Source organism: Mycobacterium sp. BK086 (assembly GCA_004362315.1).
In the GTDB taxonomy this organism is placed as follows: Bacteria; Actinomycetota; Actinomycetes; order Mycobacteriales; family Mycobacteriaceae; genus Mycobacterium.
Genome location: SNWL01000003.1, coordinates 2,003,441 through 2,029,888 on the forward strand (window position 1 = coordinate 2,003,441; position 26,448 = coordinate 2,029,888).

The 26,448-nt window shown below is 66.8% G+C and carries 26 protein-coding genes; 8 read left to right on the forward strand and 18 right to left on the reverse strand.

From position 1 onward, the window contains the following. Positions 1 to 2,289 carry a CaiB/BaiF CoA-transferase family protein gene (locus EV580_RS09935; RefSeq protein ID WP_133690838.1) on the forward strand — a complete coding sequence of 763 codons (2,289 nt, stop codon included), beginning with the start codon at positions 1 to 3 and terminating at the stop codon, positions 2,287 to 2,289. On the opposite strand, the gene EV580_RS09940 is transcribed toward EV580_RS09935, so the two are convergent. From EV580_RS09940 to arcA, 4 genes are read right to left on the reverse strand one after another with little or no spacing between them, the layout of a single operon-like run. Then, positions 2,229 to 3,791, reverse strand: a complete 1,563-nt coding sequence (locus EV580_RS09940) for a flavin-containing monooxygenase (RefSeq protein WP_183517706.1) — start codon at positions 3,789 to 3,791, stop codon at positions 2,229 to 2,231. The two genes, EV580_RS09935 and EV580_RS09940, sit on opposite strands and share 61 nt — an antisense overlap. Then, complete coding sequence (locus EV580_RS09945) at positions 3,788 to 5,533, reverse strand: flavin-containing monooxygenase (protein WP_133690840.1); 1,746 nt, start codon at positions 5,531 to 5,533, stop codon at positions 3,788 to 3,790. The genes EV580_RS09940 and EV580_RS09945 overlap by 4 nt, the downstream gene beginning before the upstream one ends. 24 nt (positions 5,534 to 5,557) lie before the next feature. Continuing rightward, positions 5,558 to 7,006 (reverse strand): aldehyde dehydrogenase, encoded by a 1,449-nt coding sequence (locus EV580_RS09950; RefSeq protein WP_133690841.1) that lies wholly within the window; start codon positions 7,004 to 7,006, stop codon positions 5,558 to 5,560. Beyond that, on the reverse strand, positions 7,003 to 8,208 hold the full coding sequence (arcA, locus tag EV580_RS09955; RefSeq protein ID WP_133690842.1) for an arginine deiminase: 1,206 nt from the start codon (positions 8,206 to 8,208) through the stop codon (positions 7,003 to 7,005). The genes EV580_RS09950 and arcA overlap by 4 nt, the downstream gene beginning before the upstream one ends. A gap of 47 nt (positions 8,209 to 8,255) precedes the next feature. Between arcA and soxR the strand changes: the two genes are divergently transcribed. After that, positions 8,256 to 8,687 carry a redox-sensitive transcriptional activator SoxR gene (soxR, locus tag EV580_RS09960; RefSeq protein WP_133690843.1) on the forward strand — a complete coding sequence of 144 codons (432 nt, stop codon included), beginning with the start codon at positions 8,256 to 8,258 and terminating at the stop codon, positions 8,685 to 8,687. A 30-nt stretch (positions 8,688 to 8,717) separates the two neighbouring features. Beyond that, positions 8,718 to 9,314 (forward strand): alpha-ketoglutarate-dependent dioxygenase AlkB, encoded by a 597-nt coding sequence (locus EV580_RS09965; RefSeq protein WP_183503088.1) that lies wholly within the window; start codon positions 8,718 to 8,720, stop codon positions 9,312 to 9,314. A gap of 2 nt (positions 9,315 to 9,316) precedes the next feature. Here EV580_RS09965 and EV580_RS09970 read toward each other — a convergent pair whose 3' ends face one another. Beyond that, complete coding sequence (locus EV580_RS09970; protein WP_133690845.1) at positions 9,317 to 9,976, reverse strand: DUF5642 family protein; 660 nt, start codon at positions 9,974 to 9,976, stop codon at positions 9,317 to 9,319. 29 nt (positions 9,977 to 10,005) lie between these two features. Further along, positions 10,006 to 10,671 (reverse strand): DUF5642 family protein, encoded by a 666-nt coding sequence (locus EV580_RS09975; RefSeq protein ID WP_286171512.1) that lies wholly within the window; start codon positions 10,669 to 10,671, stop codon positions 10,006 to 10,008. Between the two features lie 62 nt (positions 10,672 to 10,733). Here EV580_RS09975 and EV580_RS09980 point away from each other — a divergent pair, with 62 nt between their 5' ends. Next, positions 10,734 to 11,696, forward strand: a complete 963-nt coding sequence (locus tag EV580_RS09980) for a linear amide C-N hydrolase (protein WP_133690846.1) — start codon at positions 10,734 to 10,736, stop codon at positions 11,694 to 11,696. On the opposite strand, the gene EV580_RS09985 is transcribed toward EV580_RS09980, so the two are convergent. Together EV580_RS09985 and EV580_RS09990 are read right to left on the reverse strand one after the other, a co-directional pair. Beyond that, positions 11,693 to 12,169, reverse strand: a complete 477-nt coding sequence (locus tag EV580_RS09985; RefSeq protein WP_133690847.1) for a TspO/MBR family protein — start codon at positions 12,167 to 12,169, stop codon at positions 11,693 to 11,695. The two genes, EV580_RS09980 and EV580_RS09985, sit on opposite strands and share 4 nt — an antisense overlap. Beyond that, on the reverse strand, positions 12,111 to 13,523 hold the full coding sequence (locus tag EV580_RS09990; protein ID WP_133690848.1) for a PE-PPE domain-containing protein: 1,413 nt from the start codon (positions 13,521 to 13,523) through the stop codon (positions 12,111 to 12,113). The genes EV580_RS09985 and EV580_RS09990 overlap by 59 nt, the downstream gene beginning before the upstream one ends. A gap of 225 nt (positions 13,524 to 13,748) precedes the next feature. On the opposite strand from EV580_RS09990, the gene lpqN reads away from it, so the two are divergent. Together lpqN and EV580_RS10000 are read left to right on the forward strand one after the other, a co-directional pair. Next, positions 13,749 to 14,453: an envelope biogenesis lipoprotein LpqN gene (gene lpqN, locus EV580_RS09995; RefSeq protein ID WP_133690849.1), complete on the forward strand. Its 705-nt coding sequence runs from the start codon at positions 13,749 to 13,751 to the stop codon at positions 14,451 to 14,453. A 5-nt stretch (positions 14,454 to 14,458) separates the two neighbouring features. After that, on the forward strand, positions 14,459 to 14,758 hold the full coding sequence (locus tag EV580_RS10000; protein ID WP_286171513.1) for a hypothetical protein: 300 nt from the start codon (positions 14,459 to 14,461) through the stop codon (positions 14,756 to 14,758). On the opposite strand, the gene EV580_RS10005 is transcribed toward EV580_RS10000, so the two are convergent. From EV580_RS10005 to EV580_RS10040, 8 genes are all read right to left on the reverse strand, one after another. Continuing rightward, complete coding sequence (locus tag EV580_RS10005) at positions 14,755 to 15,576, reverse strand: shikimate 5-dehydrogenase (protein ID WP_133690851.1); 822 nt, start codon at positions 15,574 to 15,576, stop codon at positions 14,755 to 14,757. The genes EV580_RS10000 and EV580_RS10005 overlap by 4 nt on opposite strands. 3 nt (positions 15,577 to 15,579) lie before the next feature. Then, positions 15,580 to 16,587 (reverse strand): acetyltransferase Pat, encoded by a 1,008-nt coding sequence (pat, locus tag EV580_RS10010; RefSeq protein ID WP_370581578.1) that lies wholly within the window; start codon positions 16,585 to 16,587, stop codon positions 15,580 to 15,582. Between the two features lie 54 nt (positions 16,588 to 16,641). Beyond that, on the reverse strand, positions 16,642 to 17,496 hold the full coding sequence (locus EV580_RS10015) for an SDR family NAD(P)-dependent oxidoreductase (RefSeq protein ID WP_133690853.1): 855 nt from the start codon (positions 17,494 to 17,496) through the stop codon (positions 16,642 to 16,644). 20 nt (positions 17,497 to 17,516) lie between these two features. After that, complete coding sequence (locus EV580_RS10020; protein WP_133690854.1) at positions 17,517 to 18,533, reverse strand: NAD(P)/FAD-dependent oxidoreductase; 1,017 nt, start codon at positions 18,531 to 18,533, stop codon at positions 17,517 to 17,519. Further along, the gene (locus EV580_RS10025) at positions 18,530 to 19,039 is read right to left on the reverse strand and encodes an isoprenylcysteine carboxyl methyltransferase family protein (protein ID WP_133690855.1); all 510 of its coding nucleotides are present in this window, start codon (positions 19,037 to 19,039) and stop codon (positions 18,530 to 18,532) included. The genes EV580_RS10020 and EV580_RS10025 overlap by 4 nt, the downstream gene beginning before the upstream one ends. After that, entirely contained in the window at positions 19,039 to 20,097 is a 1,059-nt protein-coding gene (locus tag EV580_RS10030; RefSeq protein WP_133691132.1) for a type III polyketide synthase, read from the reverse strand. Before EV580_RS10030 ends, EV580_RS10025 begins: the two co-directional genes overlap by 1 nt. A 77-nt stretch (positions 20,098 to 20,174) precedes the next feature. Beyond that, complete coding sequence (locus EV580_RS10035; RefSeq protein ID WP_133690856.1) at positions 20,175 to 22,412, reverse strand: MMPL family transporter; 2,238 nt, start codon at positions 22,410 to 22,412, stop codon at positions 20,175 to 20,177. A 17-nt stretch (positions 22,413 to 22,429) separates the two neighbouring features. Then, on the reverse strand, positions 22,430 to 23,266 hold the full coding sequence (locus EV580_RS10040) for a methyltransferase family protein (protein ID WP_133690857.1): 837 nt from the start codon (positions 23,264 to 23,266) through the stop codon (positions 22,430 to 22,432). 44 nt (positions 23,267 to 23,310) lie between these two features. Here EV580_RS10040 and EV580_RS10045 point away from each other — a divergent pair, with 44 nt between their 5' ends. Then, positions 23,311 to 24,063, forward strand: coding sequence for an O-methyltransferase (locus EV580_RS10045; protein WP_133690858.1), 753 nt, complete (start codon positions 23,311 to 23,313; stop codon positions 24,061 to 24,063). Between the two features lie 45 nt (positions 24,064 to 24,108). Here EV580_RS10045 and EV580_RS10050 read toward each other — a convergent pair whose 3' ends face one another. Then, positions 24,109 to 25,293 carry a histidine phosphatase family protein gene (locus tag EV580_RS10050; protein ID WP_166654623.1) on the reverse strand — a complete coding sequence of 395 codons (1,185 nt, stop codon included), beginning with the start codon at positions 25,291 to 25,293 and terminating at the stop codon, positions 24,109 to 24,111. Positions 25,294 to 25,497: 204 nt separating this feature from the next. On the opposite strand from EV580_RS10050, the gene EV580_RS10055 reads away from it, so the two are divergent. Then, a complete protein-coding gene (locus tag EV580_RS10055) occupies positions 25,498 to 26,022 on the forward strand; it encodes a hypothetical protein (RefSeq protein WP_133690860.1) in 525 nt (174 codons plus the stop codon). Here EV580_RS10055 and EV580_RS10060 read toward each other — a convergent pair. Then, a complete protein-coding gene (locus EV580_RS10060; RefSeq protein WP_133690861.1) occupies positions 26,019 to 26,441 on the reverse strand; it encodes a MarR family winged helix-turn-helix transcriptional regulator in 423 nt (140 codons plus the stop codon). The two genes, EV580_RS10055 and EV580_RS10060, sit on opposite strands and share 4 nt — an antisense overlap. Positions 26,442 to 26,448 lie beyond the last annotated feature (7 nt).

The following is a 26,448-nucleotide window of genomic DNA, read 5'->3' on the forward strand; positions in this document are numbered from 1 at the left end:
ATGACGTCTCCGCTGTCGGGTATCCGAGTGCTCGAGATCGGCGATCGCATCGCCACCGCATACTGCGGCAAGTTGTTGCGTGACGCCGGTGCCGATGTGGTGATGGTGGAACCCCCCGCCGGACATCGGCTGCGACGGTACCGGCCCGCCGGTGTTCCGCCATCTGCCGGTGACAGCCCGTTCTTCTCGTTCCTGTCCGGCGGAAAGCGCAGCATCAGCAGCCCGACGGTTCCGCCCGAGTTGGTGGACTCCGCCGACATCGTCATCTTGGGGTCGACGCCGGCGGAGGCCGCCGACCTCGGCCTCGACGTCGACGAGATCGCTTGCCGCACATCGGTGATCACCGTCTCGAACTTCGGCTGGAGTGGCCCGTGGATCGACGTGCCCGCCACCGAGTTCACCCTGCAGGCCTGGTGCGGATCGACCGGTTCACGCGGTGAGCCCGAGCGCCCACCCATCGCCGTGGGCGGGGATCTGGGTGAGTTCATCGCCGGCAGCTACGCCGCGTTCTTCGCCCTGGCCGCACACCGCGGCGGCGGACCGTTCGACATGTCGGTCCTGGAGGCCATGACCACCTCGATGCAGGTGTTCTCCTGGCTGCGCAAGGAATTGATGCTGCTGGAGGTACTCGGCCGATCCACCGAGGTGCCGTCGGTCGAGCGCGCCAAGGACGGCTATGTCGGCATCTCGATGGCCACCGGGCAGCAGTGGCAGGACTTCTGCGCGATGGTCGAGTGCCCCGATCTGGCCGACGTCCCCGAGTTGCGCTTCCAGGTGGGACGTTGGGAACAGCGGGATCTCATCCGAGCCCGCACCGCCGACTTCTTCGCCACGCACACGGTGGCGGAGATCGTCGAGCTGGCCGCGCTGTTCCGGATTCCGATGACGGCCATCGGCAACGGCGAAACCCTCTCCAGCATGGACCATTTCATCGAACGGGAATCGTTCCTGAGCCATCCCTCAGGGTTCCGAGCGCCCCGGGCACCGTGGCGGATGAGCGCCACACCCCCACTGCCACCTGCCCTGCCGCCCGCCCTCGGTGACACTGATTCGCCCTGGACGCCCCGCGAATCGCGCGCCGAGCGGACCGGCCTGCCGCTGGACGGTGTCCGGATCGTCGACCTCACGGCGTTCTGGGCCGGCCCGACGGCCACCCATCTGTTGGGTATGCTCGGCGCCGACGTCGTGAAGATCGAATCGGTACAGCGCCCGGACGGAATGCGTTTCGCCGGCGGATTCCGCGAGGACGTCGAACGCTGGTGGGAGTACAGCTGGGTGTTCCACGGCGTGAACTCCGGTAAGCGCTCGATCACCCTGGATCTCGGATCTGAGGAAGGCCGAGCGCTTTTCGGCCGGATGGTCGCCGAGGCCGACGTGGTGGTGGAGAACTTCACTCCGCGGGTGATGGAGAATTTCGGGCTGAGCTACGACGAGTTGCGCGGGTTCAACGAACAGATCATCGAGGTCCGGATGCCGGGCTTCGGGCTCGACGGCCCGTGGCGCGACCGGGTCGGATTCGCGATGACGATGGAACAGCTGGCCGGATTGGCTTGGCTCACCGGCTATCCCGACGGTCTGCCCACCGCGCCGCGCGGTGCCTGCGATCCCCTGGCCGGCGTGCATGCCGCCTTCCTCACGCTGGCCGCCCTGGAGCACCGGCGCCGCACCGGGCAGGGCCAGCTGGTCGAGCTGCCGATGATCGACGTGGTGCTCAACGCCAGCGCCCTGCAGGTGATCGAACGTGACGTCGCCGGGGTTCTGCTGACCCGGCGGGGCAATCGCGGTCACGAGTTCGCCGTGCAGAACGTCTACGCCTGCGCCGGAGACGATCAATGGATTGCCGTGAGCGTCCGCGACAACGATGATTGGCACGCACTGAAAGCTGTTCTCGGACAACCCGTATGGGCACACGACCTTATCTACGCCGAAGACACCGCCGACCTCATCGACGGCCATCTTGCCGACTGGTGCAAGGACCAGCCCCGCGACGAGACCGTATCGGCGTTCCTTGCCGCGGGCATCCCGGCCGCACCAGTCGTCCAGCCGCCCGACGTGATCGACAACGCCGCGCTGCAGGCAAGGGGCTTCTTCCAGACCCTCGATCACCCATTGTGCGGCCCACTGCCCTACCCGCGACCGCCGGTCACCGGCCACTTCGTGAACAGTGCCGCACCGCTACTGGGCCAGGACAATGCCCAAATACTCGGCAGTTCATTGGGATTGACGGCTCAGGACTTGGCTCGGCTGGAAGACGACAAGGTCATCGGGTCCTGGCCGCTGGGCTTGTGACCAGCTCCGCGGTGAATCCAGTCCCGGGGCCGCAGGCGCCAGGTGCGCCGCGCGTATTCGAGCTCGTTATACGGCCACTGCGTGACGATGCGGCCGGCCGGTGACTTGTAGTAGCTGCCACACTGCGTCCACACCGTTTGCTCGAGTTCGGCGGAGATCTCGTCGTTGAACCGCCGCTCGGCGTCGGCCCGCACCTCCAGCGTGCCGCCCGCGCGGGCGAGGCGGTTCACCGCGTCGGCGACCATCCGGGCCCCGGCCTCCAGGATGTATACGATCGAGTTGCCGCCCTGATTGGTGTTGGGGCCGTACAGCATCAGGAAGTTGGGGAACCCGCTGACGGCGACGCCCAGGTAGGCGCTCGGGTCCTCACCCCAGCGCTCGTGCAGCGACTGGCCGTCGGTACCGGTCACGTCGATTCCCGACAGGTAGTGGCTGGTCTGGAATCCGGTGGCCAGCACGATGACGTCGACATCGGTCGTCGATTGTGCTGTGCACACCGATGTCTCGGTGACCTTGTCGATGGGCTCGGTCACCAGTGACACGTTGTCCTGCTGCAGCGCGGCGTAGTAGTCGCCGCCGAGCAGCACCCGCTTGCACCGAAAAGGATAGTCGGGGGTCAGTGCCGCGCGGAGGTCGTCGTCGGCGACGCTGCGCTGCAGGAACCCTTCGGCGATGCCCTGCCGCCCGGCGACCAGCGGGTCGTCGCGGCGCAGCGCGGTGTTGTCGTGCTGTTCCTTCCACAGTCGCCAGCGTTCGCGGCGGGCCGCGAACGGGCTGCGGCGGAACCTGTTCAGCTGGTCGTCGGTGAAGGCCCGATCGTCCTTGGGCACCATCCACGGCGGCGTCCGTTGAAACACCGTCACTTCGGCTGTAACCTTGGCGATCTCGGGAACAGCCTGCACGGCACTGGCTCCCGTGCCGATCACCGCGACCCGACGCCCGGCGAGATCGATACTCGCATCCCACCGGGAGGTGTGCATGATCGAGCCGCCGAAGTCGGTCAAGCCGTCGATATCGGGCAGTTTCGGCTCCCCGAACAGACCCACCGCGCTGACCACCACATCGGCGGTGCAGGCGAAATCGTCTCCCGTGGCCAGTGATTCGAGGTCGAGGTCCCACCGTGAGGTGTCGGAGTTCCATCGGATGCTCCGCACGGCCGTTTCAGTCATCAGGTGCCGCCGCAGGTCGAAGTCGTCGGCCACCGACTCCAGGTATGCGAGGATCTCGGGCTGGCGCGCGTAGGTGCGGCTCCAGTTCCGGTTCGGGGCGAACGAGAACGAATACAGGTGGCTCTGGATATCGCACGCCGCACCGGGATAGGTGTTCAGCCGCCAGGTTCCGCCCACCCCGTCAGCGCGCTCGATGATCACCAGATCGTCGATACCCCTGCGCCGCAACGCCACTGCCGCAGCGAGGCCGCCGAAACCCGCACCGATGATGGCGACCCGCGGCGAGGGCCGCCTACGGAGGGCCGCCCGAAGACGCCCGGCCGCATACTTCACCAGCGATCACCGCGCCCGACATCGAGTCCGTCGAGCGTGCCGTCGGCTCGCCAGGCCGCCAGGATGTCGGCGTATTCGGTCGGTGTGCCGTAGAAGAAGCTGCCCTGCCGGGTGGTGGCGTTGGCCTGCCCTTCCCGGTTGTAGTAGCCGGGGGTGCAGGACCGGGCCCGGTCAGCGGTGCCCGCCGACCGGCCCACCACGGTGTCGACCCAGCCGTCCTCGGCGGCGGTGGTCGGTTCGAGTCGGGCGACGTCACGCGCCAGCGCCTCGGCGATGATCCACGCGACATGGGAGGCCTGGACATCGAGCAGGTAGGGGAAGTTCACCGTAAACCCGGATTGCGCAATGCTTTCCACGAACAGGTTCGGGAATCCCGCGACCATCAGTCCGTGCAGGGTCCGTACCCCGTCGGCCCACTTGCCAGTCAAGGTGAGCCCGTCACAGCCGACGATCTCGAAACCCGTCCGCCGCGCGTATTCCGTGCCGACCTCGAATCCTGTCGCGAAGATCAGGCAGTCGATCTCGTGCTCGACACCGTCGACCACGACGCCCCGTTCGGTGATGCGTTGCACGCCATGGCCACCCGTGTCCACCAGGGTCACGTTGGGCCGGTTGAACGTCGCCAGGTAGTCGTCGTGGAAGCACGGTCGCTTGCAGAAGTAGCCGTACCACGGTTTGAGTGCCTCGGCGGTGTCGCGGTCGGTGACGATCGCATCGACGCGCGCGCGGACCTCCTCCATCTTCGCGAAATCGGCGAGCTCGCCATCCCGCATCACCAGCAGGGTCTTGGTGATCGACGTCCAGGCGTCGGCCACCAGGTCCTCGTCGGCCTCACCGCCGGCCGTGAGCTGCTGGAAGTTCTCGATCCGGCGGCGCTGCCAGCCGGGTGTCAGGGTCGCGGCCCACTGCGGGTCGGTCGGCTGGTTGTTGCGGACGTCCACCGACGACGGCGTGCGCTGGAACACCGAAAGGTGCCCCACCGCGCGCGCCAGGTGCGGGACGCACTGCACGGCGGTCGCACCGGTGCCGATGATGCCGATTCGCTTGTCGGCCAACAGTTCCAGGTCTTTACCGGTGTAGTCGTAGTCCCAGCGGCTGGTGTGGAACGTGTGCCCGGCGAACGTCGCGATACCGGGGATACCAGGGAGCTTCGGCTTCTGCAGGTAGCCGTTGGCCATCGACACGAACCGGGCGCGGATCGCATCGCCGCGGTCGGTCTCCACGATCCAGCGCGAGAGCCCCTCGTCCCACCGGATCTGGCTGACCTCGGTGTGCAGGCAGGCATCCCGGTAGAGGTCGTAGTGCTCGGCGATGCGCTGGCAGTGCGCGAAGATCTCCCGGCCTTTGGCGTACTTCTCGGTCGGCAGGTAGCCGGTCTCTTCGAGCAGCGGCATATAGACGTAGGACTCGACGTCACACGCGATACCGGGGTACCGGTTCCAGTACCAAGTGCCGCCCACGTCGGCGGCCTTGTCGATCAGCCGGATCCGCGGCACACCGAGTTCGCGCAGCCGCGCCCCGGTCAGCAGGCCGCCGAATCCGGCGCCGATGATCGCGACGTCCACCTCGTCGGTCAACGGCTCGCGCTCGGCGGGTTCGCCCGACCACGGGTCATCGGCGAATCCCGCGAAGTCACCCGCCACCTCGACGTACTGCCCGATTCCGTCGGAACGCAGCCGGACCTCACGCTCGCGTGCATATCGGGCGCGCAGCGCGTCGGGGTCGAAGGGCAGGTCGGTCACGTTCCCCGCACTATATTTGTTCTGTCATGCCTTGATCGCATAAGCGATCACCTTGGTCTCGAGGTATTCCTCGAACCCCGCCACGCCCATCTCGCGGCCGTTGCCCGACTGCTTGTAGCCACCGAACGGTGCGTCGGCCGAATACCACACTCCCCCATTGACGCTGACGGTGCCGGTCCGCAGCCGCGCCGCCACGACCGCTGCCCGTTCCGAGGAACCCCACACCGCCGCGGACAAGCCGTACGGCGAATCGTTCGCGATGCGGACCGCGTCGTCGTCGCCGTCGTGGGCGAGCACCACCAGTACCGGCCCGAAGATCTCCTCGCGGGCCACGCGTGCGGAGTTGTCCAGCCCGCGGATCACCGTCGGCGAGATGAAGAACCCGGCGCGCAGCCCCGCAGGCCTGCCGCCACCGCACGCAAACGAACCACCCTCTGCCACAGCCAGATCCAAATAGCTCTGCACCCTCATCCGTTGTCGAGCCGAGATCAGCGGGCCGCACACCGTCGCTGGGTCGGTCGGGTCCCCGACCGGGATGCCGGCCATGGCCGCGGCGGCCGCCTCGACGGCCTCGTCGTAGCGGCCACGGGGCACCAGCAGCCGGGTGGTGAACGCGCAGCCCTGCCCGGCGTGGCGCGAGACCGCCATCGCCGATGCGCCGCAGGCCCGGTCCAGTTCGGCATCGTCGAGGACGACGAATGCCGATTTGCCGCCGAGTTCCAGACAGACCTTGGTGATGGTGCCCGCCGCGGCGGCCATCACCGCCGCACCGGTGGCGCTCGACCCCGTGAACGACACCACGTCCACCCGGGCGTCTTCGCTCAGTCGCGCGCCGACACGAGGGTCACTGGAGGTGACGATGTTGACGACGCCGGGGGGAAAGTCGGTGTGCTCGGCGATGATCCGCCCGATATGGGCGGCACACCACGGGGTTTCGGGGGCCGGCTTGAGCACCACCGTGTTGCCCGCCGCCAACGCGGGCCCGAGCTTGGCGAGGTTGATCTGGTGCGGAAAGTTGAACGGGGTGATGGCGCCGACCACACCGTAGGCTTCGCGCACCAGCGAGCGCCGTGATGCGATCCCCATCGGCGATGCCACCCCGAGATCGGTGGTCCACGAATAGTTTTCCGCGACCCCGGCGGGATATTCCAGGTCGTCGATCGGACCCTGGAGGTGCGAGGAGTAGGTGCCGGTGACCGGCGCGCCCACCTCGGCAACCGTGATCCTGCGCAGCTCTTCGATCTCAGCGTTCAGTGCCGAGCGCAACTGGCGCAGGCAGTGCACCCGCAGCGCCACATCACGCGACCAGTCGCTGTCGTCGAATGCCGAACGGGCCGCCGCGATCGCGCGGTCCATGTCCGCGGCGTCGCCGTCGGCGGCCGGTCCGATCGGTTCCTCGGTGGCCGGGTTGATCGTGTCGAACGTACCGCTCCCGCCGGCGACCAGCCGCCCGCCGATCAGCAGTTCGGTCACAGCGGATCCCGCGCGACCGGGCAGGACATACAGCGCGGACCACCGCGGCCGGTGCCGAGTTCGGAGGCGGCGATGGGCAGCACCTCGATGCCCGAATCCTGCAGTCTGGCATTGGTTTCGGAGTTGCGCTCGTAGGCGACGACGACGCCGGGCGCGAGCGCCAGCGTGTTGTTGCCGTCGTCCCACTGCTCACGTTCGGCGGTCACCGGATCAAGTCCGGTGTCGATGACCCGTAACTGCTCGATTTCCATCGCCTCAGCGGCGGCCTTGACGAACGGGGCCTCGTCGAGAATCGTCACGCCGTCCGGGGTGCGCTTGATGGTGAACGCCGACAGCGAATCGCTGATGGCCGGATACATCACCACGGCGTCGACGTCGACCATCGTGCACACGGTGTCCAGATGCATCTGCGCCCGCTCCTGGGCGATCGGCACGGCCAGCACGGTGTGGGCCAGGCCGTCGTCGAACAGGCTGCGCGCCAACGCTTCCGCGCCGGCCGGGGTGGTGCGCTCGCCCACCCCGACAGCCACCACACCCGGCGAGAGCAACAGCACGTCGCCGCCCTCCACCGGCGCGGTGTGCGATTCGTACGCGCGCCGGACCCCGAGAAACCGCGGGTGGTGGGCGTAAATCAGGTCGGTCAACGAGGTTTCGCGGATCCGGGCCGGCAGGGCCAGCGAGGTGATCGCCACCCGCGGTCCGATCCAGAACGACGAGTCGCGGGTGAACAACAGATTGGGCAGCGGTTCGATGACGAAGTCGCCACCGTGATGCATGCGCCGCACCAGCGAGGTGTCGGTCTTGGCGGACGGCAGCTCGGTGAAGGTCATGCCCGCCGTCAGCACGTGCGCCAGCGCAGCGGGTTCCAGGCTGCGCAGATAGGCCGAAAGTTCCTGCGCCAGAGGCAATCCCAGGCGGCGCGAATCCACGGCGGCGGCAATGCCCTGCATCCGGGCCGCGCCACTGTTCAGCGCCTCGGTGAGCAGCTCGGACATCAACAGTACTTCAACACCGCGGGAGCGCAGCAGATCGGCGAACGCGTCGTGCTCCTCCTGGGCCCGCGACACCCACGGCAGTCCGTCGAAAAGCAGCTTGTCGTTGTTGCGCGGCGTCAGCCGCTGCAGCTCGGCGCCGGGGCGGTGCAATATGACCACGCGCAGCGTCCCCACCTCGGAGTTGGAACCCAGCACGGCAGCAGTCACGAATAGCACCGTAACAACAGGTCAGCCACCCCAACTATCGTTGAGGTGTGACCGAGCACGAACTGACGCCCGGCGAGCTCGCCCAGCGGGCCGGTGTGGCGATCTCGGCACTGCACTTCTACGAACGCGAGGGGCTGATCATCAGCCGCCGAACGTCGGGCAACCAGCGCCGCTATCCGCGCGACACGCTGCGGCGGGTGGCGTTCATCCGGATGTCCCAGCGTCTCGGCATCCCCTTGGCGCGGGTCCGGGAGGCGCTGTCGACGCTGCCAACCGACCGGGTGCCGACCAGCAGGGATTGGGCGAAGCTGTCCGCGGGCTGGCGGGAGGATCTCGACGAGCGGATCGTGCACCTGCAGCGGTTGCGCGACAACCTCGCCGACTGCATCGGGTGCGGGTGCCTCAGCCTGCGCAGCTGCGCGCTCTCCAACCCCGAGGATGTGCTGGCCGGCCAAGGACCCGGGGCGGCAAAGCTTTAAATCGAACAGATGTGCGATACCCTTGATCGCGTGTCTGTGGCGAGTCAGGGCGCGCTGTTCGAGCACAGTGAGCGCCGCGACCTCGGCGCCGGAGCGTGGATCGACCTGCGTTCGGCGTGGGTTGACGATGCCGACGCGCTCTTCGACGGCCTGCTGGACGAAACCCCCTGGCGCGCCGAGCGACGGCAGATGTACGACCGGGTCCTCGACGTCCCGCGACTGGTCAGCTTCCACGACCTGACCACCGAGGAGCCGCCGCACCCCGACATCACCAAGCTGCGCCGCCGCCTCAACGACATCTACGGCGGCGAACTTGGCGAGACGTTCACCACCGCCGGCCTGTGCCTGTACCGCGACGGCACCGACAGCGTGGCGTGGCACGGCGACACCATCGGCCGGAGCAGCACCGAGGACACCATGGTCGCCATCGTCAGCCTCGGCGCGAGCCGGGTGTTCGCGCTGCGGCCCCGCGGCGGTGGGCCGTCGCTGCGGCTGCCCCAACACCACGGCGACCTTCTGGTGATGGGTGGTTCGTGCCAACGCACCTGGGAGCACGCGGTTCCCAAGACCGCACGCCCGAGAGGGCCTCGGATCAGCATTCAGTTCCGCCCGCGCGACGTGCGCTGAGCTCAGCTGCGGATGGCGTTGACGCCGGCGATCAGGAGGTCGCGGGCCCGCTGGGTGTTCACCGGCACGACCGGCTTGTCCGGCAGCACCAGAGGATTGGCGCTGACGATCACTTGATAGACGCCGAAGTGGGCGGAGTAGTTGTAGCTCTCGCCGGTGCGCGTCTGGTTGTTGATCACCGTCTGCAGGATTCGGTGCACACCGAGGGTCTGAGTGCCGTCGATCGTCGGCGTCTCGACGGCCTCGACCATCCCGCGTAGCCCGGGGCCGGTGAACGTGACCTTCTGGCAGTCCGCTCCGGGCTCGGTCACCGGGACCGCGGAATTGGTCTCGACGGCGATGACGATGAAGCGGTTGCCGGCTCCCTCGGCGGACAGGGCCGCCATGTTGCCCTCGGTGCCCGTCGGCACCAGTTGCCCGGTGGCGAATTTCGCACAGGCGGGTGGGTCGAAGGTCACGCCGTCAGGCAGCTTCTGCCCGGCCAGGAGTTTGGGATCGATGCCGGTCTTGGCGGTCTCGGATACCTGGAAGTCCGGGCCGAAGCTGGACTTCAGCGTCGTCACCTTGCCGATGTCGGCCTTCGGCTCGCCCGATCCGCCCGAGCTACACGCGACAAGGAATCCGGCACACAGCACCGCTATGACCGCGCCGGGTTTCAGCATCGTGGGCCAATCTACCCAATAGCGAGTGCTCAGCCGCGCAGGGCGGACACGGTTGCACCCAAGAGATCGGCGACGACGTGCGAATCCAGTGGCGGGTGCGGGGATCCGGGCTCGGTGACCAGGGTGACGAAGACGACGTGGCCGTCCAGATAGGCCTGCGCGGTGACCGCCTGGCCGTCGGTCTCGGTGCCGGATTCGACGACGGTGCGGGTGGCGACGGTCATCGCGACGGTGTCCGCACCATCGATGTGGGGTGCGTCGAACAGAGTGACATCACCCGTCGTGTGCGCGAACGCCATCGTCCAGTGCGCGCAGTCGCCGAGCAGCCCGCCGTCGGGGGCACCCTGGCCGGGCACCGCGACGACGACGTAGACGATCCCGCCCGGCCCCGACGCCGAATATCCGCGCGCACCCGGGTCGGCCGGGGCCGGGTCGGCAAGCGATGCGCACTGCGGGGGCGCCGCCGTCCATCCGGATCCGAAGCCCCATAACCCCGCCGCGCTCAGCGGCCCGGACACGTCGGCGATCTCGTAGCCGGCGGGCAGCGCCGGCCGGATCCGCTTGATATTGGCCATGTTGATCGGCCCCACGCTGGGCGGGGTGCTGGGCGACGACGACGTTGACGGTGCCGTATCGGGCTGCGCCGCACACGCGGCCAGCCAGAGCGCCATCAGGCAGACGATGAGCTGCCGCACGGAATTTTGATACCACTGAATGTTTGCTTGATGCGCGCGCCTCGCGGGCTAGCCTGTCAGCCATGTGTACTCGAGTGCTGTGGAACACCAACGACCTCGCCGTTCTGACCGGGCGCTCGATGGACTGGCCGGAGTCGACTCAGCCGCTGATCGTCGGGTTTCCCCGCGGCCGTGAGCGCGACGGAAGCCATCCGGCCGGGCTCGTCTCCGATCCGAATCCGCTGCGGTGGACCGGCACGCACGCCAGCCTGGTCACCACGGTCTACGGGCTGGGCACCGTGGATGGCATCAACGAGGTGGGTCTGGCCGGGCATGCGCTGTACCTGAACGAAACCGACTTCGGCCCACGCGATCCGGCGAAGCCCGGGGTGCACGCCGGACTGTGGTTGCAGTACCTGCTCGACCAGGCCGGCACGGTGGCCGAGGCGCTGGCGCTGATGGACACGATTCAGGTGTTCAGCGTCTCAGCGCACGGACGCGACGCCAACCTGCACCTCGCACTCGAAGACGTCGGCGGCGACTCGGCGATCATCGAATTCGCGAACGGCAAACCGGTTGTCCACCACGGCCGCCAGTTCACATTGATGACCAACGATCCGACATACGACGAGCAGCTGAAACTGCTTTCCCTGCAGGACTTCTCACACCCCAGCCGGGATATGCCGCTGCCCGGCAACGTCAATCCGGTCGATCGCTTCCAGCGGGCCGCCTACTACTCGGCGCTGCTGCCCAAGCCCGGGTCGCAACGTGAGGCCATCGCGTCGGTGATGGCGATCATGCGCAACGTGTCGGTTCCGTTCGGCGCACCCTACGGCGACTTCGGCGTCTACAACACCGAATACCGAACGGTCACCGACCTGACCAATCGGATGTATTTCTTCGAGCTGACCACCAGCCCCAATGTCATCTGGGTCGACATGGACCGGCTCAAGCTCGATGGCGAACCCGTCGCGGTGAACCCGTATGACGAGTCACTGGTCGGCGATGTCACCGACCGCTTCGCGCCGCACGCATTGCTGTTCTAGCGGTTGAGGCGCCAGATGTCGGTGGACATCAGCGTCGCGAACGAGCACCACAGTGGGTACGGCGCCAGCGCGGCACCGAGCTTCGGGTCCACGGCGGCGCTGCGCCGTGCCAGATCGGCGCTGCTGACGGCCAGCGCACCCGCCACCACCGCCGACGCTCCGAGCTTGTGCTGCTTGAAGAACAGCCAGCTCCATCCGGCGTTGAGAACCAGATTGGCGCCCAGCGCACCCGCATATGCGCGGGCCTTGCCGCCGTCGCCTGCGGCGCGCAACTTCTCGATCGTCGCCGACGACGTCACCGCGATATCGGCGTACAGCGATGTCCACGCCACCGGAAACACCGCGTTCGGCGGAACATAACGGGGCTTGCGCAGCGTCGGGTACCAGGTCTCGACACCCTGACGGCTCGCGATGCTACCGATGACGGCCGCTGCGGCCGTGCCCAACGACGTTGCGATGATCGATTTGCCCATGGGCGCCAACGTACCCTCGCGCCGGGCGGGCTAACCCTGGCCCTGTGCGGGGCTTCAGTCCGGCCGCACCGCGCGGCGTGACAGACGGTTGCCGGACGGCGGGCGCCCTCGGGGATGTCGATGAGGGCGTGGGTACGCCGACGCCGAACGTTCCCGCCGGTCGGGTTCCGAGCGAACGTCCGAACCCCGCGTCCTGCAGTCCGTTGTCCAGCCCGACGGGGATGGCGGCCAGCAGGTTACGGATCTTGGTCACCGGGTCTCCCCTCACCGCCAGCGTTGCCGGGCTCGGATCACCCGGGTTGATCGCGCGGTCATAGCCCCATTCGACGATCACCCGCAACGGCGCGTCGAGCACATCGAGAATCGGCGCGGGAACCCCGAGTTGGGCGAGGGGCATCAACAACGGCAGCCGCGCCGACGGCAGGAGGTAGTAGTCGGTGTCCCCGGTGCGGCCCTGATATATCGCGGCGTCCACCGATTCGGTGTAGTTCTGGTGCAGGTAGGCGATCCCGGCCAGCGCGTTGAGATCGGCAAGCAGGTTCAGCGGCCGGCGCGGGAAGTCGGCGTACCCGTCGTACTGCCAGGTGATGTCGGCGGTCGGGAACCGGCAATTCGTACCGTCCGCGTCACAACTGTTCGTCGGCGTCGCGCCGTTGAACGTCACTCCCAAAACCGGAATGTGCAGTCCGGCGAAGCGCTCCAGAATGCCTCCGTTGGGACGGTTCGGATTGCTGACCAGAACGAAGGAGGCATGCAGCTCCGCGCCATTGGAATCGACTGTGGGAAGCCATGTTCCGTCCGGATTGCGGTACCGGTCGAGCAGGTTTCGTTTCTCGATGGTCGCGATCACGGCGCTCTGCGAGTACCCGAAGATCACATAGTCGGCACTCAGTGCGACGTCACCGAAATAATGTGCCGTGCATGATGTCCGCCCCTGCACGCAGTTGTCCAGATTCGCGGCACCGGTTGCGACCGACGTATCGAACCGGTCCGGACCGATTACCGGCCAGAACTGCTCGGGTGTGCGCACGGCAACCGGATCGTAGGCAGCGGGATCAGTCGAGCCGGCCCGAACCGATCCGGTGGGTGCGATGAACCGGGCGACGGCGTCGTCGACGTACTGGTCGACGAATCCCGCGGACTCGCCGTACGGGTACGACACCAACGAACCACCCGGGCCGGCAAAGCCTGCGGACGGTTGCGAGCTCACCAGTGGGTGCCCGGTACCGCCCATGATCAACGCGGTGGTGGCCGTTAGCTGAACGCCGATCGCGAGTGGTCCGACGGACCCGGCGGCGGCCGTCGCCACAACGCCCAGTACCGCCGCGCACAGCGAGCGGACAATGTTGGCCATGGCGCCCCCGTACGCCACGCGCAACGCTCATGGTGGCTTCGCCCGATCCACCGCCGCGACCACGCTGCGCCTTTGCAATTACGCGGCCTAAGAGCATGGTGCACCTATACCGGGGTGGGTTGCCAAACATTCACGCGAATTCCGCTGTGAATCCCATTAAGCTGCTCAATCGAATTTGGTTGGTCGCTGACAGCAGCGCGCCACAACATAAGGAGAACGCGTTCGATGAACAAGATGACGGCGGTAGCTACGGCGGGCTTGGCCGCTGTTTCGTTGAGTTTCGCGCTCGTCGGCTGTGGCTCGGACAGCAAGACCGAGAACAAGACGTCCACGTCGACCGCCACGTCCACGTCGACGACCACGTCGAAGGCGACGGAGACCTCGGCGAGCCCGACGGCAACCGCCGGCAAGAACAAGACGATTCAGGATTACCTGAAGGAGAACCAGATCCAGGAAGCCCCGGTCCACCGCGGCGATCCGGGTTCGCCGAACATCGACCTGGCAATGCCGCCGGGCTGGTCGGATGCCGGCGCACAGACGCCGGAATGGGCCTACGGAGCCATCGTCTTCGACAGCCCGCAGGACAAGGCTGACCCGCCGAGCATCATCGCGATCGTCTCCAAGCTCACCGGCAACGTCGACCCGAAGAAGGTCCTCGAGTACGCGCCCGGCGAGCTGGCGAATCTGCCCAGCTGGGAGCCGCTCGGTGATCCCAACAAGAGCACCCTGAGTGGGTTCGACGCCGTTCAGCTCGGTGGCAACTACACCAAGGACGGCAAGAAGCGGATCATCGCGCAGAAGACCGTCGTGATCCCGGGCCAGGATGGCCTGTACGTCCTGCAGATGAACGCCGATGCATTGGATGGCCAGGAAGGCCCGCTGATGGATGCCACCGGCGTCATCGACGAGAAGACGACGATCACTCCCTGATCTTCGTGACAGAACAAGAGCAGCAGCCGGTGGAGGCACCTGAAGCCTCCACCGGCGCTCGCATGCTGAGCGCTCTGAGCCCGCGCGCCGTCATGGCGATGGCCGAGGGTCAGCCGGTGGTGCTCAAGCAGTTTGTGCAGTTCTGCTTGATCATCGTCTACCCGGCGTGGGTGGTCGGAATGTTGGTGGCGCTCGCCTTCTACTACGCCGGATACGGCGTGCTGTGGGTGCTGTTCGCCCCGATACGGTTGTGGATGAAGAAGAATCGGCCCGACGAGTACGCGGCGAGCCAGCTGAAGAACTAGGCGCGGGAGAACTCTGACGCCTCGGCGACCTGCTGCGGGCTCGGCCGGACACCGGTGTAGCGCTCGAATTGTTCGGCTGCCTGCAGAGCGATCACCTCGGCGCCGGTGATGACACGCTTGCCTGCCGAGCGGGCCGCGACGATCAACGGCGTCTCTGATGGCAGCGCGACGACGTCGAAAACCGTTTGTGCGGATGCGATTACATCGTCGTCGTAGGCCGGTTCGTGTTCCTCGGGCCCGTCCGCCATCCCGATCGGCGTCACGTTGACGATCACCGGCGCACGCAGGTCACCCACCTCGCCGCGCCACTCATAGCCCAAGCGCTCCGCCAGTTCGAGTCCACTGTCGGCATTCCTGGCGACGATCGTGCCTTCGACAAAACCGCTGTCGCGGAACGCTGTTGCCACCGCGCTGGCCATTCCGCCACTGCCCCGGATCAGCACTGCCGTATGCGGATCCAACCCGTGCTCGGCGATCAGTCGTTGCACGGCGGTGTAATCGGTGTTGGCCGCGGTCAGCACGCCGTCGTCGTTGACGATCGTGTTGACGGCGTTGATCGCGCGCGCGGACTTCTCCACATGGTCCACCAGCGCCAGCACGTCCTGTTTGAACGGCATCGACACCGAACATCCGCGAATGCCCAACGCCCGCACGCCACCGATGGCGGCAGCGATATCCGTTGTGGTGAAAGCCTTGTAGATGAAATCCAGCCCGAGTTGCTCGTAGAGATAATTGTGGAAGCGCGTGCCGATATTGCTCGGTCTGGCCGCCAGCGAGATGCACAGCCGGGTGTCCTTGTTCAGCGCGGGCCTGGGCATACGTCAGCCGATCGCCCGCAGCACCTGGCGTGCGGTGGCCTGGATCTCCGCTGCCAGCGCCGGATCGATAAGCAGCACATCGGTTTTCGGTACATCGAACTCAGTGATCACCACACCGGGCTCCTCGCGTTCCCATCGGGCGCCGAAGCGGTCGAGGATCGTCCGCATGGGCACATTGTCGGATAACACTCGCCCGGAGAACCGTTTCACTCCCCCGACCCGCGCGGCGATGACCAAGGCGTCCATCAGAAAATTACCGATACCGCGGCCCTGGTAGGCGTCCCCGACGATGAACGCGATCTCCGCGAGAGCGGGATCCGACTCGTCGCGAACGAACCGGGCGTCCGCGACCACCGGACCCTCGGCCCCGTCGACGAGCACCCAGACGAAGTGATGGATGTAGTCGACCTGGAACAGATAGTTCATCAGCGCCATGCTGGGTGCGCGCATCGACATGAACCGCCGATAGAGCGTCTCGGTGGAGAACTCGATGGGCCCGTTCGAGGTGCGCTCGCTGTCGCCGGGCAGGGCCGGGCGCAGCATGAGCTGGGTGCCGTCCTTGAGCACCACCGGGATCGGGGTGACGAAGGCCGCCAGCCGCTGCCGGGACGTGCGCACCAGCCGTTCGGCCATGCCGGGCAGATTGGCCAAGATCTCGAACGCCACGCTGTCGCCGATATACCCGGTGAGCGGTTCGGTGATGGTCACCGTCGCCGTTCGCGGCTTGTTCCGCAACAGCGCGATCTCGCCGACGATCATGCCGTCGGAGACCTCGTCGAGAATGACCTCGCCGTCCTCGCTGACGTGGCGCACTTCGGCCCGGCCCGAACAGATCAGCATGAACGAGACCGCGGGCTCGCCCTGGCGCGTCAGAACCTCTCCGACTGCGCCATTCAGCGGTTGCAGCCGTGCGGCCAGTCGAAGCAGCAGTTCAGGCGGGCAGCCGTCGAACACCTCCATACGTGCCAAGCCCTCGGCGCGCACGGTGACCAACTCTGGTGTGGCACCCAGTGCCGACGCCAGGCCGCGTTCGCCGCCGTCTGTGGTCATCGACTCCGAGGTTACCTAGAGGTGCTTCGAGCGGTTGACGAAACGGCCCGCGCGCGGTGAAAACAGCCAGCCACCACCCGCTTTCGTCCCGCCGTCGACCGGGATGTTGTGTCCGGTGACGAATCCTGACACCTCCGATGCCAGGAACAGTGCCACCCGCGCTTGCTCTTCAGGCCAGCCGACGCGGCCCACCGGCGCCCAGGATTCCCACAGGTGCTCGACGTCCTCGTAGCCGGTGAGATAGTCCACTTGCGGGGTCTGGGTGAGATCTGTCCCGATGCCGTTGACGCGGATACCGTGCCTACCCAGATCGACCGCCAAGCACGTCGTGAAATGTGCGACAGCCGCTTTCATCGCGCCATACACCGGATCGCGAGGGAACCCGCGCATCCCCTCGACCGAGTGGACATTGACGATGCTGCCACTGCCCGCCGCCATCATGGCCGGGACGAATGCCCGAGTGACGGCAAAGACATGCCGCAAGTTGATGTCGTACATCCGCTGCCAGCTCTGCGGCGTCGACTCCTCGAACGCCACCATCGGCCGATAATCCCCAACGTTATTGACCAACACGTCGACCCGCCCGTGCTCGGCCAGTACCGCATCGGCCAGGCGCGCGACATCGTCGTCGACGGTGACGTCGACCACGTGGCTGCGGATCGCACCGCCGGCCGCGGACACATCGCGGCTGATCCGCTCGGCTCGGTCGGGATCGATCTCGGCGACCTCGACGGCGGCACCATGCGCGGCGAACAGCGTCGCGATCGCCCCGCCGATACCGTCGCCGCCCCCGGTGACCACCGCAACACGACCGTCCAGCAGGCGATTCCAGTTCGCGATGTCCGCGACGCCACGGGGGCCGTTGCTCATAGCGGCGCAGCCTACGCCGGTCAGTACGCCAGCAGGTTCACAATCCTGGTGAACCCGCTGGGCACCGCGGCGGCGGCGGGCATGATCGTCGACCGCGTCGGGGCGAACTCGACGGCCTGCAACAGACCCGCCGTCAGCAGCCGATAGCGCCGCGACATCTTGCGCCACTGCCGGTCGTAGTCCCCCGGCCGGTCGGCCAGAACACAATTCACCAACAGCTCGGCGCCGCCGAAGGCGATACCCAGGCCCTCCCCGGTCAGCGCGTCGACGTAGCCGGCCGCATCGCCCACCAGCAGCACGCGCCCCGCTCGCCGGCTCGCGACCCGTTGGCGCAGCGGCCCCGCGGCCCGCTCGGGCCCGTGCTGGTGACCATCGACACGTTCACTGAGCGCACCGAACTCGGCCAGGCGGCTCTCGAACGAGCCCTGCCGCGCGGTCAGGATCGCGATGCCCACGCAATCGTCGGCAACCGGGGTGACGTAGGCCTCGGCACCGTCGCCCCAGTACACCTCGACGCGCTCACTCCACGGTGCGATGTGGACATGCCGTCGCAGACCCCACCGGCGTGACCCACGGCTGGGCCGGGCCAGGCCCAGTGACCGCCGGATCGGCGAGTGCAGCCCGTCCGCGGCAGCCAGATAGCGGGCTCGAAACCCCGCGCACTGAACCGAATCCGTGTCCTGGGTGATCGATCCGACATGGGCGGTGACCACGTCGACGCCCGCCGCGCTGACCGCATCCATCAGTGCGCTGTGCAAGGCGGTACGTCGCACCCCGAGCCCCGGTCCTGCGCGAAACGGAGCGTCGACGCGTCGGGTGGAGTCCAGATAGGTGATACCCCGAAAAGGCTTGCCGGGCGGCGTGATTCCGAGTTTTCCCAACTGCTCGACCGTGTAGGGCATCATGCCCTCACCACAGGCCTTGTCAATCGGCGCACGGCGCCGCTCGACAACGGTGACGCTCAGCCCGGCGCGCGCGGCGTGCAGCGCGGTGACCAGCCCGGCCGGCCCGCCGCCCGCGACCAGGAGATCGATCACGACAGGCTTGCCAGAGCGGCGTTTTCGGTGCGAATGCGGGTTCGCAGCAATGCGGCGTTGAGCACGGTGAAGACCAGTGCGGTGATCCATCCGGTGTGTACGAGTGGCAGGGCGATGCCCTCGGCGATCACCGCAACGTAGTTGGGGTGGCTGAAGAATCGGTAAGGACCGCCGACAACTCGCTGCGCACCGGGGATCACCACGACCCTTGTGTTCCACTGCTGCCCGAGAGTGGTGATGCACCACCACCGCAAGCCTTGGGCCGCAACGACTATCGCCAGCATCGGCCAGCCGAGCGCAGGCAGGAACGGTCGGTGCAGTCCGATGACCTCCACCACGGCTCCGATCAGCAGCCCCGTGTGCAGGACCACCATCACCGGATAGTGGCTGGCTCCGAATTCGACACCGCCCTGCGTCCGGCTCCAGGCCAGATTGCGCCGCGCGACAACCAGTTCAGCGACCCGCTCCACCGCGACCGCGGCGACCAGCAGTACATACCAAATCATCAGTGCCAGCGCAGAAGCACCAGTTCCGAGCAGAACCCGGGACCCATGGCCATCATCACGCTCGGGCCTGCTGACGGACGCTTCGCGATGGTGTCGCGCAACACGTGCAGCACCGACGACGAGGAGATGTTGCCGATATCAGCCAGCGACCGCCAGGTCAGTTCGAGAGCCTCATCGGGCAGGTGCAGGCTGTTCACGATCGCCTCGATGATCTTGGGGCCACCGGGGTGGCAGACCCACGTGCCGATGTCATCGAGCGTAAGGCTATGTGCGCCAAGGAATTCGTCGACGTCATCGGGCAAGTAGCGTTCGATCACCTCGGGCAGGTCCGCGGACAGCACGAGCTCAAGACCGTCTGCGCCGACATCCCAGCCCATGGTGCGCAACGAGTCCGGATACAGATGACTGCGCGAGTCGATCACGTCGGGGCCGCTGGCGTTGATCTTCGCGGCCCGCCGCTCGCCGACCGCCACCACGGCCGCGGCACCGTCGGCGAACAGCGCGCTGCCGACCAGCCCGGGCAGCGTGGGCTTGTTCGCGGTGTAAGTCATCGAGCAGAGTTCGACCGACACCAGCACCGCCACACCGTCGGGGTCCCCGCGCAGGTAGTCGTGCAGCCGGGCCACACCCGCCGCACCGGCCACACAGCCCAGCCCGAACATCGGTACCCGGCGGACATCGGGCCGCATCCCCAGCCGGCCGGCGATCCGGGCCTCGATGGACGGGGCCGCGACACCGGTCACGGTGGTCGACACGATCAGGTCGACGTCCGCAGGTGTCAGGCCCGCCTCCTCGAGCGCACCCGCGACGGCGGCCGAGCCGAGCTCCACAGCGTTCTCGATGAACAGGTCGTTGGCTTCGCCGAAATCCTTCAGCGCCGGGTATTGATCCAGCGGTAGGACGAAATGGCGGTTGTCGACCTTGGCACTGCGATGCAGTTTGCGCAGGATTTCTTCGTATTCGCCGTATCCGCCGATCGTCAGGAAGGCCTCGGTGACTTCGGCCTGACTGAAGCGGTGCGCTGGCAATTCACCACGCACACCGGCGATAACACTGATCGGACGCATGTCTTCAACACGAGAACCGGCACTCACTGGTTCACCAACCTTCACTGCGACCCCCTCTACTTGCTACGTCAACCAGTATGCCGCGCCGGGCCGCTTTCGCGGATGCCTACCCTTTGATGCATCCACGCCAGTGGCTTGGGCGCCCACCAGTTCCACCGGCCCATGACGTGCATGAATGCCGGCACCAGAATCAGCCGCACCAACGTTGCGTCGGCAAGCACCGCCAGTGCCAGCCCCAGCCCGAACATCCGCATGAACGACACATGCGCGGCGATCAGGGCCGCGAACGAGATCGCCATGATCAGTGCCGCTGCGGTGATGACCCGACCGGTGTGGGCCACGCCCAGTGCGACGCTCTCGTCGTTGTCAGCCACCCCGCCTTGCGGTGACGCGAGCCAGAACTCCCGGATCCGCGATACCAGGAACACCTCGTAGTCCATCGAGAGCCCAAAAGCTATGCAGAACAACAAGACTGGCATGTTGGCAACAAGGGTGCCCGTCGAGGTCGTGCCGAAGGCTCCGAGGTGTCCGTCCTGGAATATCCACACCATGGCGCCGAACGCGGCGGTCAACGACAGCACGTTGAGCACCAGGGCTTTCAGCGGTAGCACCACGCTTCCGGTCAGCAGGAACAACAGCACCAACATGATCGCCGCGATCAGCCCCAATACCGCGGGAAGGCGTGAGGTGATGGCATCGACACTGTCCCGATTGGTCTGTGCCGTACCGGCGAACTCGACCGTCCGGTTGCCCGGCGTGGAGACCTCGTGCAGCCGGTCGAGCTGACCGGCTGAACGGTCCGAGAACAGCGGAGCGCTGCTTTCCACCGTGAGCAGCGCACTGCCCGACGCCAGAGCGGTCGCTGCCGACGGCGGGCCCACGAGGTTTCCGCCGACATAGGCCCCCATCGGCGCCGATACCGCCGAGACGTCGGCGACCCGGGACAGGTCGGCTGCATAGCGGGCGATCTGCGCGTCGGAGAGGCCGCCGGCATCGGGGATGAGGACCGGGATCGCCGTTTCGGAGTTGTTGGTGAAGTCACCGCGGAGCTGATCCCCCACCTGATGGGCGGAGGCCGACGACGGCAACACCCGGTCGTCGGGGAAGCCCGGGCGGACACCGAGGAAGGGCGCACCCAGGATCACCAACACCACCACGCCGGCCAGCCCGATCGGGATCGCGCGCCTCATCACGAATTTCGTTGAGCGGTACCAGAATTGCTGTTCGATGGGCCGTGGCACCGGTTCGGTGCGACCGAACACGCGCCGGAATAGCCGCCGCACGTCGAGCGAGTCGAGCCGATCGCCGAGCAGGCTGATCGCGGCTGGGGTGATCACGATCGCGGCCAGCGCGGCGAACGCGACGGTGGCCACACCGGCGTAGGCGAACGATTTCAGGAAGTGCATCGGGAACAGCACCATGGCGCCCATCGACAACGCGACGGTGGTGGCCGAGAACAGCACCGTGCGCCCGGCCGTCATCATGGTCCGCGTCAGTGCCTCGTCACGATCGGCGCCCTCGGCCAGTTCGTCGCGATAGCGACTGATCATCAGCAGGGTGTAGTCGATCGCGAGCGCGAGGCCCATCGCGGTCGTGAGGTTCAGCGCGAAGATCGACACGTCGGTGAAGAACGTCGTCACCCGCAGGACGGCCAGTGCACCGAGGATCGCGACCAACCCGACGGCCACGGGCAGCGCGGCGGCGAACACCCCGCCGAACACCCACACCAGCACCAGGAAGCTGAGCGGAATCGCGATCGACTCCATCAGCAACAGGTCATGCTGCGATTGTTCGGTGACCTGCAGGTTCACCATCGCCGTCCCGCCGGTTCGAACGACAATGCCGTCGCTGTCGCGGGTGATGTCGTCGGAAAGTTCTTTGGCGTAGGTCTGCTGGTCGCTCTCGTCGCCGGTGATCCCGGCGGTGATCAGGCCCGACTTCTGGTCACGGCTGACCAGCGCGGCCGCGGCCTGCGGCGGGGACGTCCATGGTGACACGATCCCGATGACGTGACCGGACCTCTTCAATTGGTCGATGACATCGAGAGCGGCGGTGCGCACCGCGGGGCTGTCGAACCGATCAGTCGCGGTGACCACCACGAGCAGCTGGACGTCGCCCTGCCCGAATTTGTCGGTGAGCAGTTGGGTGGCTCGCGACGATTGGGAGTTCGGATCCGCGAACCCGCTCGGGGACAGATGCTTGGCGACCGGTACGCCGAAAATGCCGATCGCCACCATCAGCAGGATCGCGATGGCGACCACCCGTCGTGGCGCGGCAATGGCTAGCCGGGCAGTCGCTCGCAGCAATGATCTGTCCTTCGGTTTCAGCCCTGCCTTCTGCTGATACGTGCTCGACCAGCAGCAGGTTCACAATGCCTCCCCGAAGGACTTCGTGGCCTACCCGGCCACGGTAACCAATAAGGCACCCTGCTCGCATAGTTGTCGAACGCAGAACCATGAATCCGGCGGTACCGGGCCTCCTTGAAAAGGGGCGCTACCAGGCAATACGCGGTGAAAGTGGCGGCCACTGCCAGTTGGTCGGGAGTCCATGTCGGCACGGTCCACACAGTCAGGGTGAAGGCGACGTAGATGGGCTGCCGAATGAATCTAAAAAGGCCGGTCGTCGGCATCTTCGGGTACACGAGGCGCCGCCCGCGCAACAATGTGAGCCAGCCGAGGGTGCCGATCTGGACCGAGAGGCCGGCGTCGAACATGGCTTTGCCGAGCAGGATCCAGGCGCACGCGTACAGCACGTCCAAAACGACCAGCGCCGGCCCGTGCGCCTGCCACCAGATCGTTCCCGAGGGGGACCACAGCGCAAACAGCGCCAGCACCTGAAGTGAGGCGATGGCGACGAAGGTGGTGGGCGCCAGCGTCGCGCCCGAACTACCGGGCCCGAGCCGGTTGACCACGGCCCGGCCCCACCCGGTGAGCAGCAGCGAATGGACGACCGGGAACTGAACCAGCAGCGCGGCATTGGCGATCCAGCTCCACGGGGCCGACAGCGTGCCCAGGGAGCGGCTCATCCCGAAGTACATCGCGGCCATCATCGCGCCGACACCCAGAGCGAACGCGACGTGGCAGAAGAGGCCGTAGCTCACCGCTACGAGAACCCGGCCGACGCGTCCCGGTGCGGCCGGTGGTGACGAATCTGCCCGCACAGAACCCTCCAGTGGCATCCCCGAGCACAACGTAGCGTGGGGATATGACGCTTCGCCAGCATTTTCCGCTGCTGCGATGGTCGGTGATCCGCACCGGCATCGGTATCCGTAATTTCAACAGAACCGGTCAGATCGGTGACGGCCGGGAGGCCGCAGCGGCCGATTATGTCGAAGCCAATGCCCGCCGCGGCGACATCGATCACGTGCTGGCCACCATCGACGAGTACGCGTACGCGAAGTCGTTTCTGGTGAATATCGGCGACAAGAAGGGCGCGCTGCTCGACGCCGCGGTGCGTCGCGCCGATCCGCGACTGGCGCTGGAACTGGGCACCTACTGCGGCTACGGCGCGCTGCGGATCGCCCGTGCCGCGCCGTCGGCGCGAATATTCTCCGTCGAGCTGGCGGCGGCAAATGCGGCGGTGGCCCGCCGGATTTGGGCGCATGCGGGCGTGGACGATCGCATCACGTGCGTGGTGGGAACGATCGGCGACGGTGGGACGACCCTGGATGTCCTGCGCGACCAATTCGGATTCGGTTCGGGCACAATCGATTTCTTGTTCATCGACCACAACAAGAATCTGTACCTCGCCGACCTGCTCAGTATCGCCGAGCGTGGTTGGCTGCGGCGGGGCACCGTCGTCGTCGCCGACAACGTCGGATTCCCCGGCTCGCCGAAGTACCGGGGCTACATGCGTGAGCATCAGGGCAAGGACTGGGAGACGGTGGAACACCGCAGTCACATGGAATACCAGAATCTGGTGCCCGACCTCGTGCTCGAGTCACGGTACCTGGGCTGACGATTTCGGCCCCCTCCGCCAAGCAGAGGGGGCCGAAATTCGTTGTCAGGCAGCCGCTTTATGCGCGCTTGCCCGCCGGCTCGAGCCGGTGCCCTTCTTGGCTCCCCCGTCTGCCTTGCCGGTCGTCGCGCCCTGGCCGTCGTCGTCCGACGCCGCCTGAGACGCACCCGCACGCCGGCTCGCCGCAGCACTGGTCTTGGCGGGTTCGGCCTTGTTGCCGTCGGTCAGATCGGTCGCGCCGTTCGAGGTCTCCGACACGGTGGCCGCGGCCGAGGTGACCTTGGTCGCGGCGGGCTTGGCCGCAGCGGCACCCGGGAGTGCACCACGGATCGCCTGCGCGATATCGGTGACCGAGGCCCGGACGAACTCCACGCCGGCCTTGGCGACGTTGACGACGCCGTCGCGGACGGCAGCCACGATCTGGTTCAGGTCGCGGGACTTGACGGCCTGCACGACGTTGTAGACGGCGGTCTGCGGCGCCACCACCAGGTTGCGGATGTTGACGAACATCTTGCCGCCGAGGCCCGGATTCTGGCTCACCGCAACACCATCCCAGCTCTGCAACATCCAGCCGTCCTCAGGATTGCCGGTCACCACGACCACGGCGGTGTTACCGAGCGGGTGCGTGAGCAGAAGCATGATGTCCGGATTGTCGACGTTCATCATCGTCCAGATCATGATGGTCGCGCCGTGCGAGAAGAGCACGGGCTTGGTGTCACCGTTGGCGATCACGTCGTCGATGACGCTGTTGACCCGCGCCTCGAAACCGTTGCCGTTCTCACCGCCCGGAATGGGCAGGCTGCGCAGCCCGAGCGTCCAGGCCACCGGGATCAAGAAGTAGCCGATACGGCCGAGCCCGCTGTCAATGGGCGAACCCTCGAAGATGCCCGCGCCGATCTCGCGGATACCGGCGTTGTTGTTGGACACCGGGAGCAATGGCTTGAGCGCTTCGAACGGCGCGGCGGTCTGCTGCGTACGGATCATGTTGGAGGTGTAGATGCTGTCGTAGTTGCCGGCCGCGAGCACCGCCGCGATGGCGGCGGCCTGCTGCTCGCCGAGCGGAGTGAGACTGGGCCCTGGCACCTTGGTGTCGATCCCGGCGCCGGCGACGTTTCCGTAGGACTCGCCGTGACGGACCCAGGTGAGGGTGATCGAATCGGCAGCCCACGCGGGCAGCGCTGATACCAGGAACAGCGCGACGGCCGAGACAACCGTCACTAGTGCTTTCAAGGCACGATTTTTCATTCGCAACTCCATCTGATCCCCCAACGGCGGTACAACGCTGTCGACAATAACGACTGTGCGCTCGGTCACAGTACACAATCGTAAATCTGTCTACAAACACCCTGGCCGCGGTCTCAGAAAACTAACGATCGCGTGGATTCTCGGTATCGGCGGTCCCGCACCCGCACACCCCGTGGTGTCGTGGAAGCAATGTCTTCTCTCCCGATCCGGGCCGCCGGTGTTGCGGCGGCCGCGGCATGCTCCGCTTTGCTCGTGATCGCGCTGCCCCACGCCTGGGCCGCCCCCGCCTTCGACTCACAGGGCTACGTCGACTCGACGGCGCGGTGCTCTGACGCTGCTGTCCTGTTCGGCAGTACCGACACCTCCCGGGTGGCGATCTGCAAGACGTCCAGCGGATACGAGTACCGCGGCGTGCGGGTGCGCGATGGCGCCAAGCTGATCCTGTCCGCGTCCAGCGCCGGTGGCGGCTCGTACACCGCGGTGAACGACGGCATCACCTACACGGTCAGCTCCAGTTCGCTGGCCGTCAGTTCGGGCGGCAGCGTGGTCCGCAAAGAATCGTGGGTCGACTTCCACGGGCCGACCTCATCACAGTCCTCGACGACCTCGTCATCGGTGCCGACCACCTCGGTAGCACCGACCAGCACCACCCCGACCTCCACGACGCCACTCGGGCCGCCGCTGCCCGCCGAGGTCGGCGGGGGCGGGCGTTAGACCTTGAGGGCAGCGGCCAGCGTCCGTACACCCCGGTGAGTGCTCCGCAGGACGTCCTCGCTCACCGCGTGGAGAAGCCGGCGGTTCTCGACCGCGGCGAGCTTGCCGATCCGGGTCAGCACGCCGCGACCGTGGTCAGTGAGGCTCAATAGCGACGACGTCTGGTGATCGGGATTGTCGCGGAGATCAACCAGACCCTCGCTGACGAGTTCGTTGGCGACGCGTTGCACGGCCTGCCTCGTCACGCCGAGCCGACGAGCCGCCTGCGGCACCGTCAGCGCTTCATCGGAGATCACACTGAGCAACTGCCAGCGTGCCTGTGTCTGGCCCTCGCGTGCCGCCAGCGCCTCGCCCGAACGCCGAAGCAGGCCGGCAAGTTCGTAGATGTCGGCGACCAGCAACGCCATCTCGTCAGCCATCGATCCT

Coding starts and splice junctions, on each gene's coding strand:
- EV580_RS10060 (WP_133690861.1), bottom strand. CDS start 26,441: ATGGCTGACGAGATGGCGTTGCTGGTCGCCGACATCTACGAACTTGCC.
- EV580_RS09980 (WP_133690846.1), top strand. CDS start 10,734: ATGTGTACTCGAGTGCTGTGGAACACCAACGACCTCGCCGTTCTGACC.
- EV580_RS10055 (WP_133690860.1), top strand. CDS start 25,498: ATGTCTTCTCTCCCGATCCGGGCCGCCGGTGTTGCGGCGGCCGCGGCA.
- EV580_RS09935 (WP_133690838.1), top strand. CDS start 1: ATGACGTCTCCGCTGTCGGGTATCCGAGTGCTCGAGATCGGCGATCGC.
- EV580_RS09985 (WP_133690847.1), bottom strand. CDS start 12,169: ATGGGCAAATCGATCATCGCAACGTCGTTGGGCACGGCCGCAGCGGCC.
- EV580_RS10025 (WP_133690855.1), bottom strand. CDS start 19,039: ATGATTTGGTATGTACTGCTGGTCGCCGCGGTCGCGGTGGAGCGGGTC.
- EV580_RS09990 (WP_133690848.1), bottom strand. CDS start 13,523: ATGGCCAACATTGTCCGCTCGCTGTGCGCGGCGGTACTGGGCGTTGTG.
- EV580_RS10045 (WP_133690858.1), top strand. CDS start 23,311: ATGACGCTTCGCCAGCATTTTCCGCTGCTGCGATGGTCGGTGATCCGC.
- lpqN (WP_133690849.1), top strand. CDS start 13,749: ATGAACAAGATGACGGCGGTAGCTACGGCGGGCTTGGCCGCTGTTTCG.
- EV580_RS10015 (WP_133690853.1), bottom strand. CDS start 17,496: ATGAGCAACGGCCCCCGTGGCGTCGCGGACATCGCGAACTGGAATCGC.
- EV580_RS10005 (WP_133690851.1), bottom strand. CDS start 15,576: ATGCCCAGGCCCGCGCTGAACAAGGACACCCGGCTGTGCATCTCGCTG.
- EV580_RS09970 (WP_133690845.1), bottom strand. CDS start 9,976: ATGCTGAAACCCGGCGCGGTCATAGCGGTGCTGTGTGCCGGATTCCTT.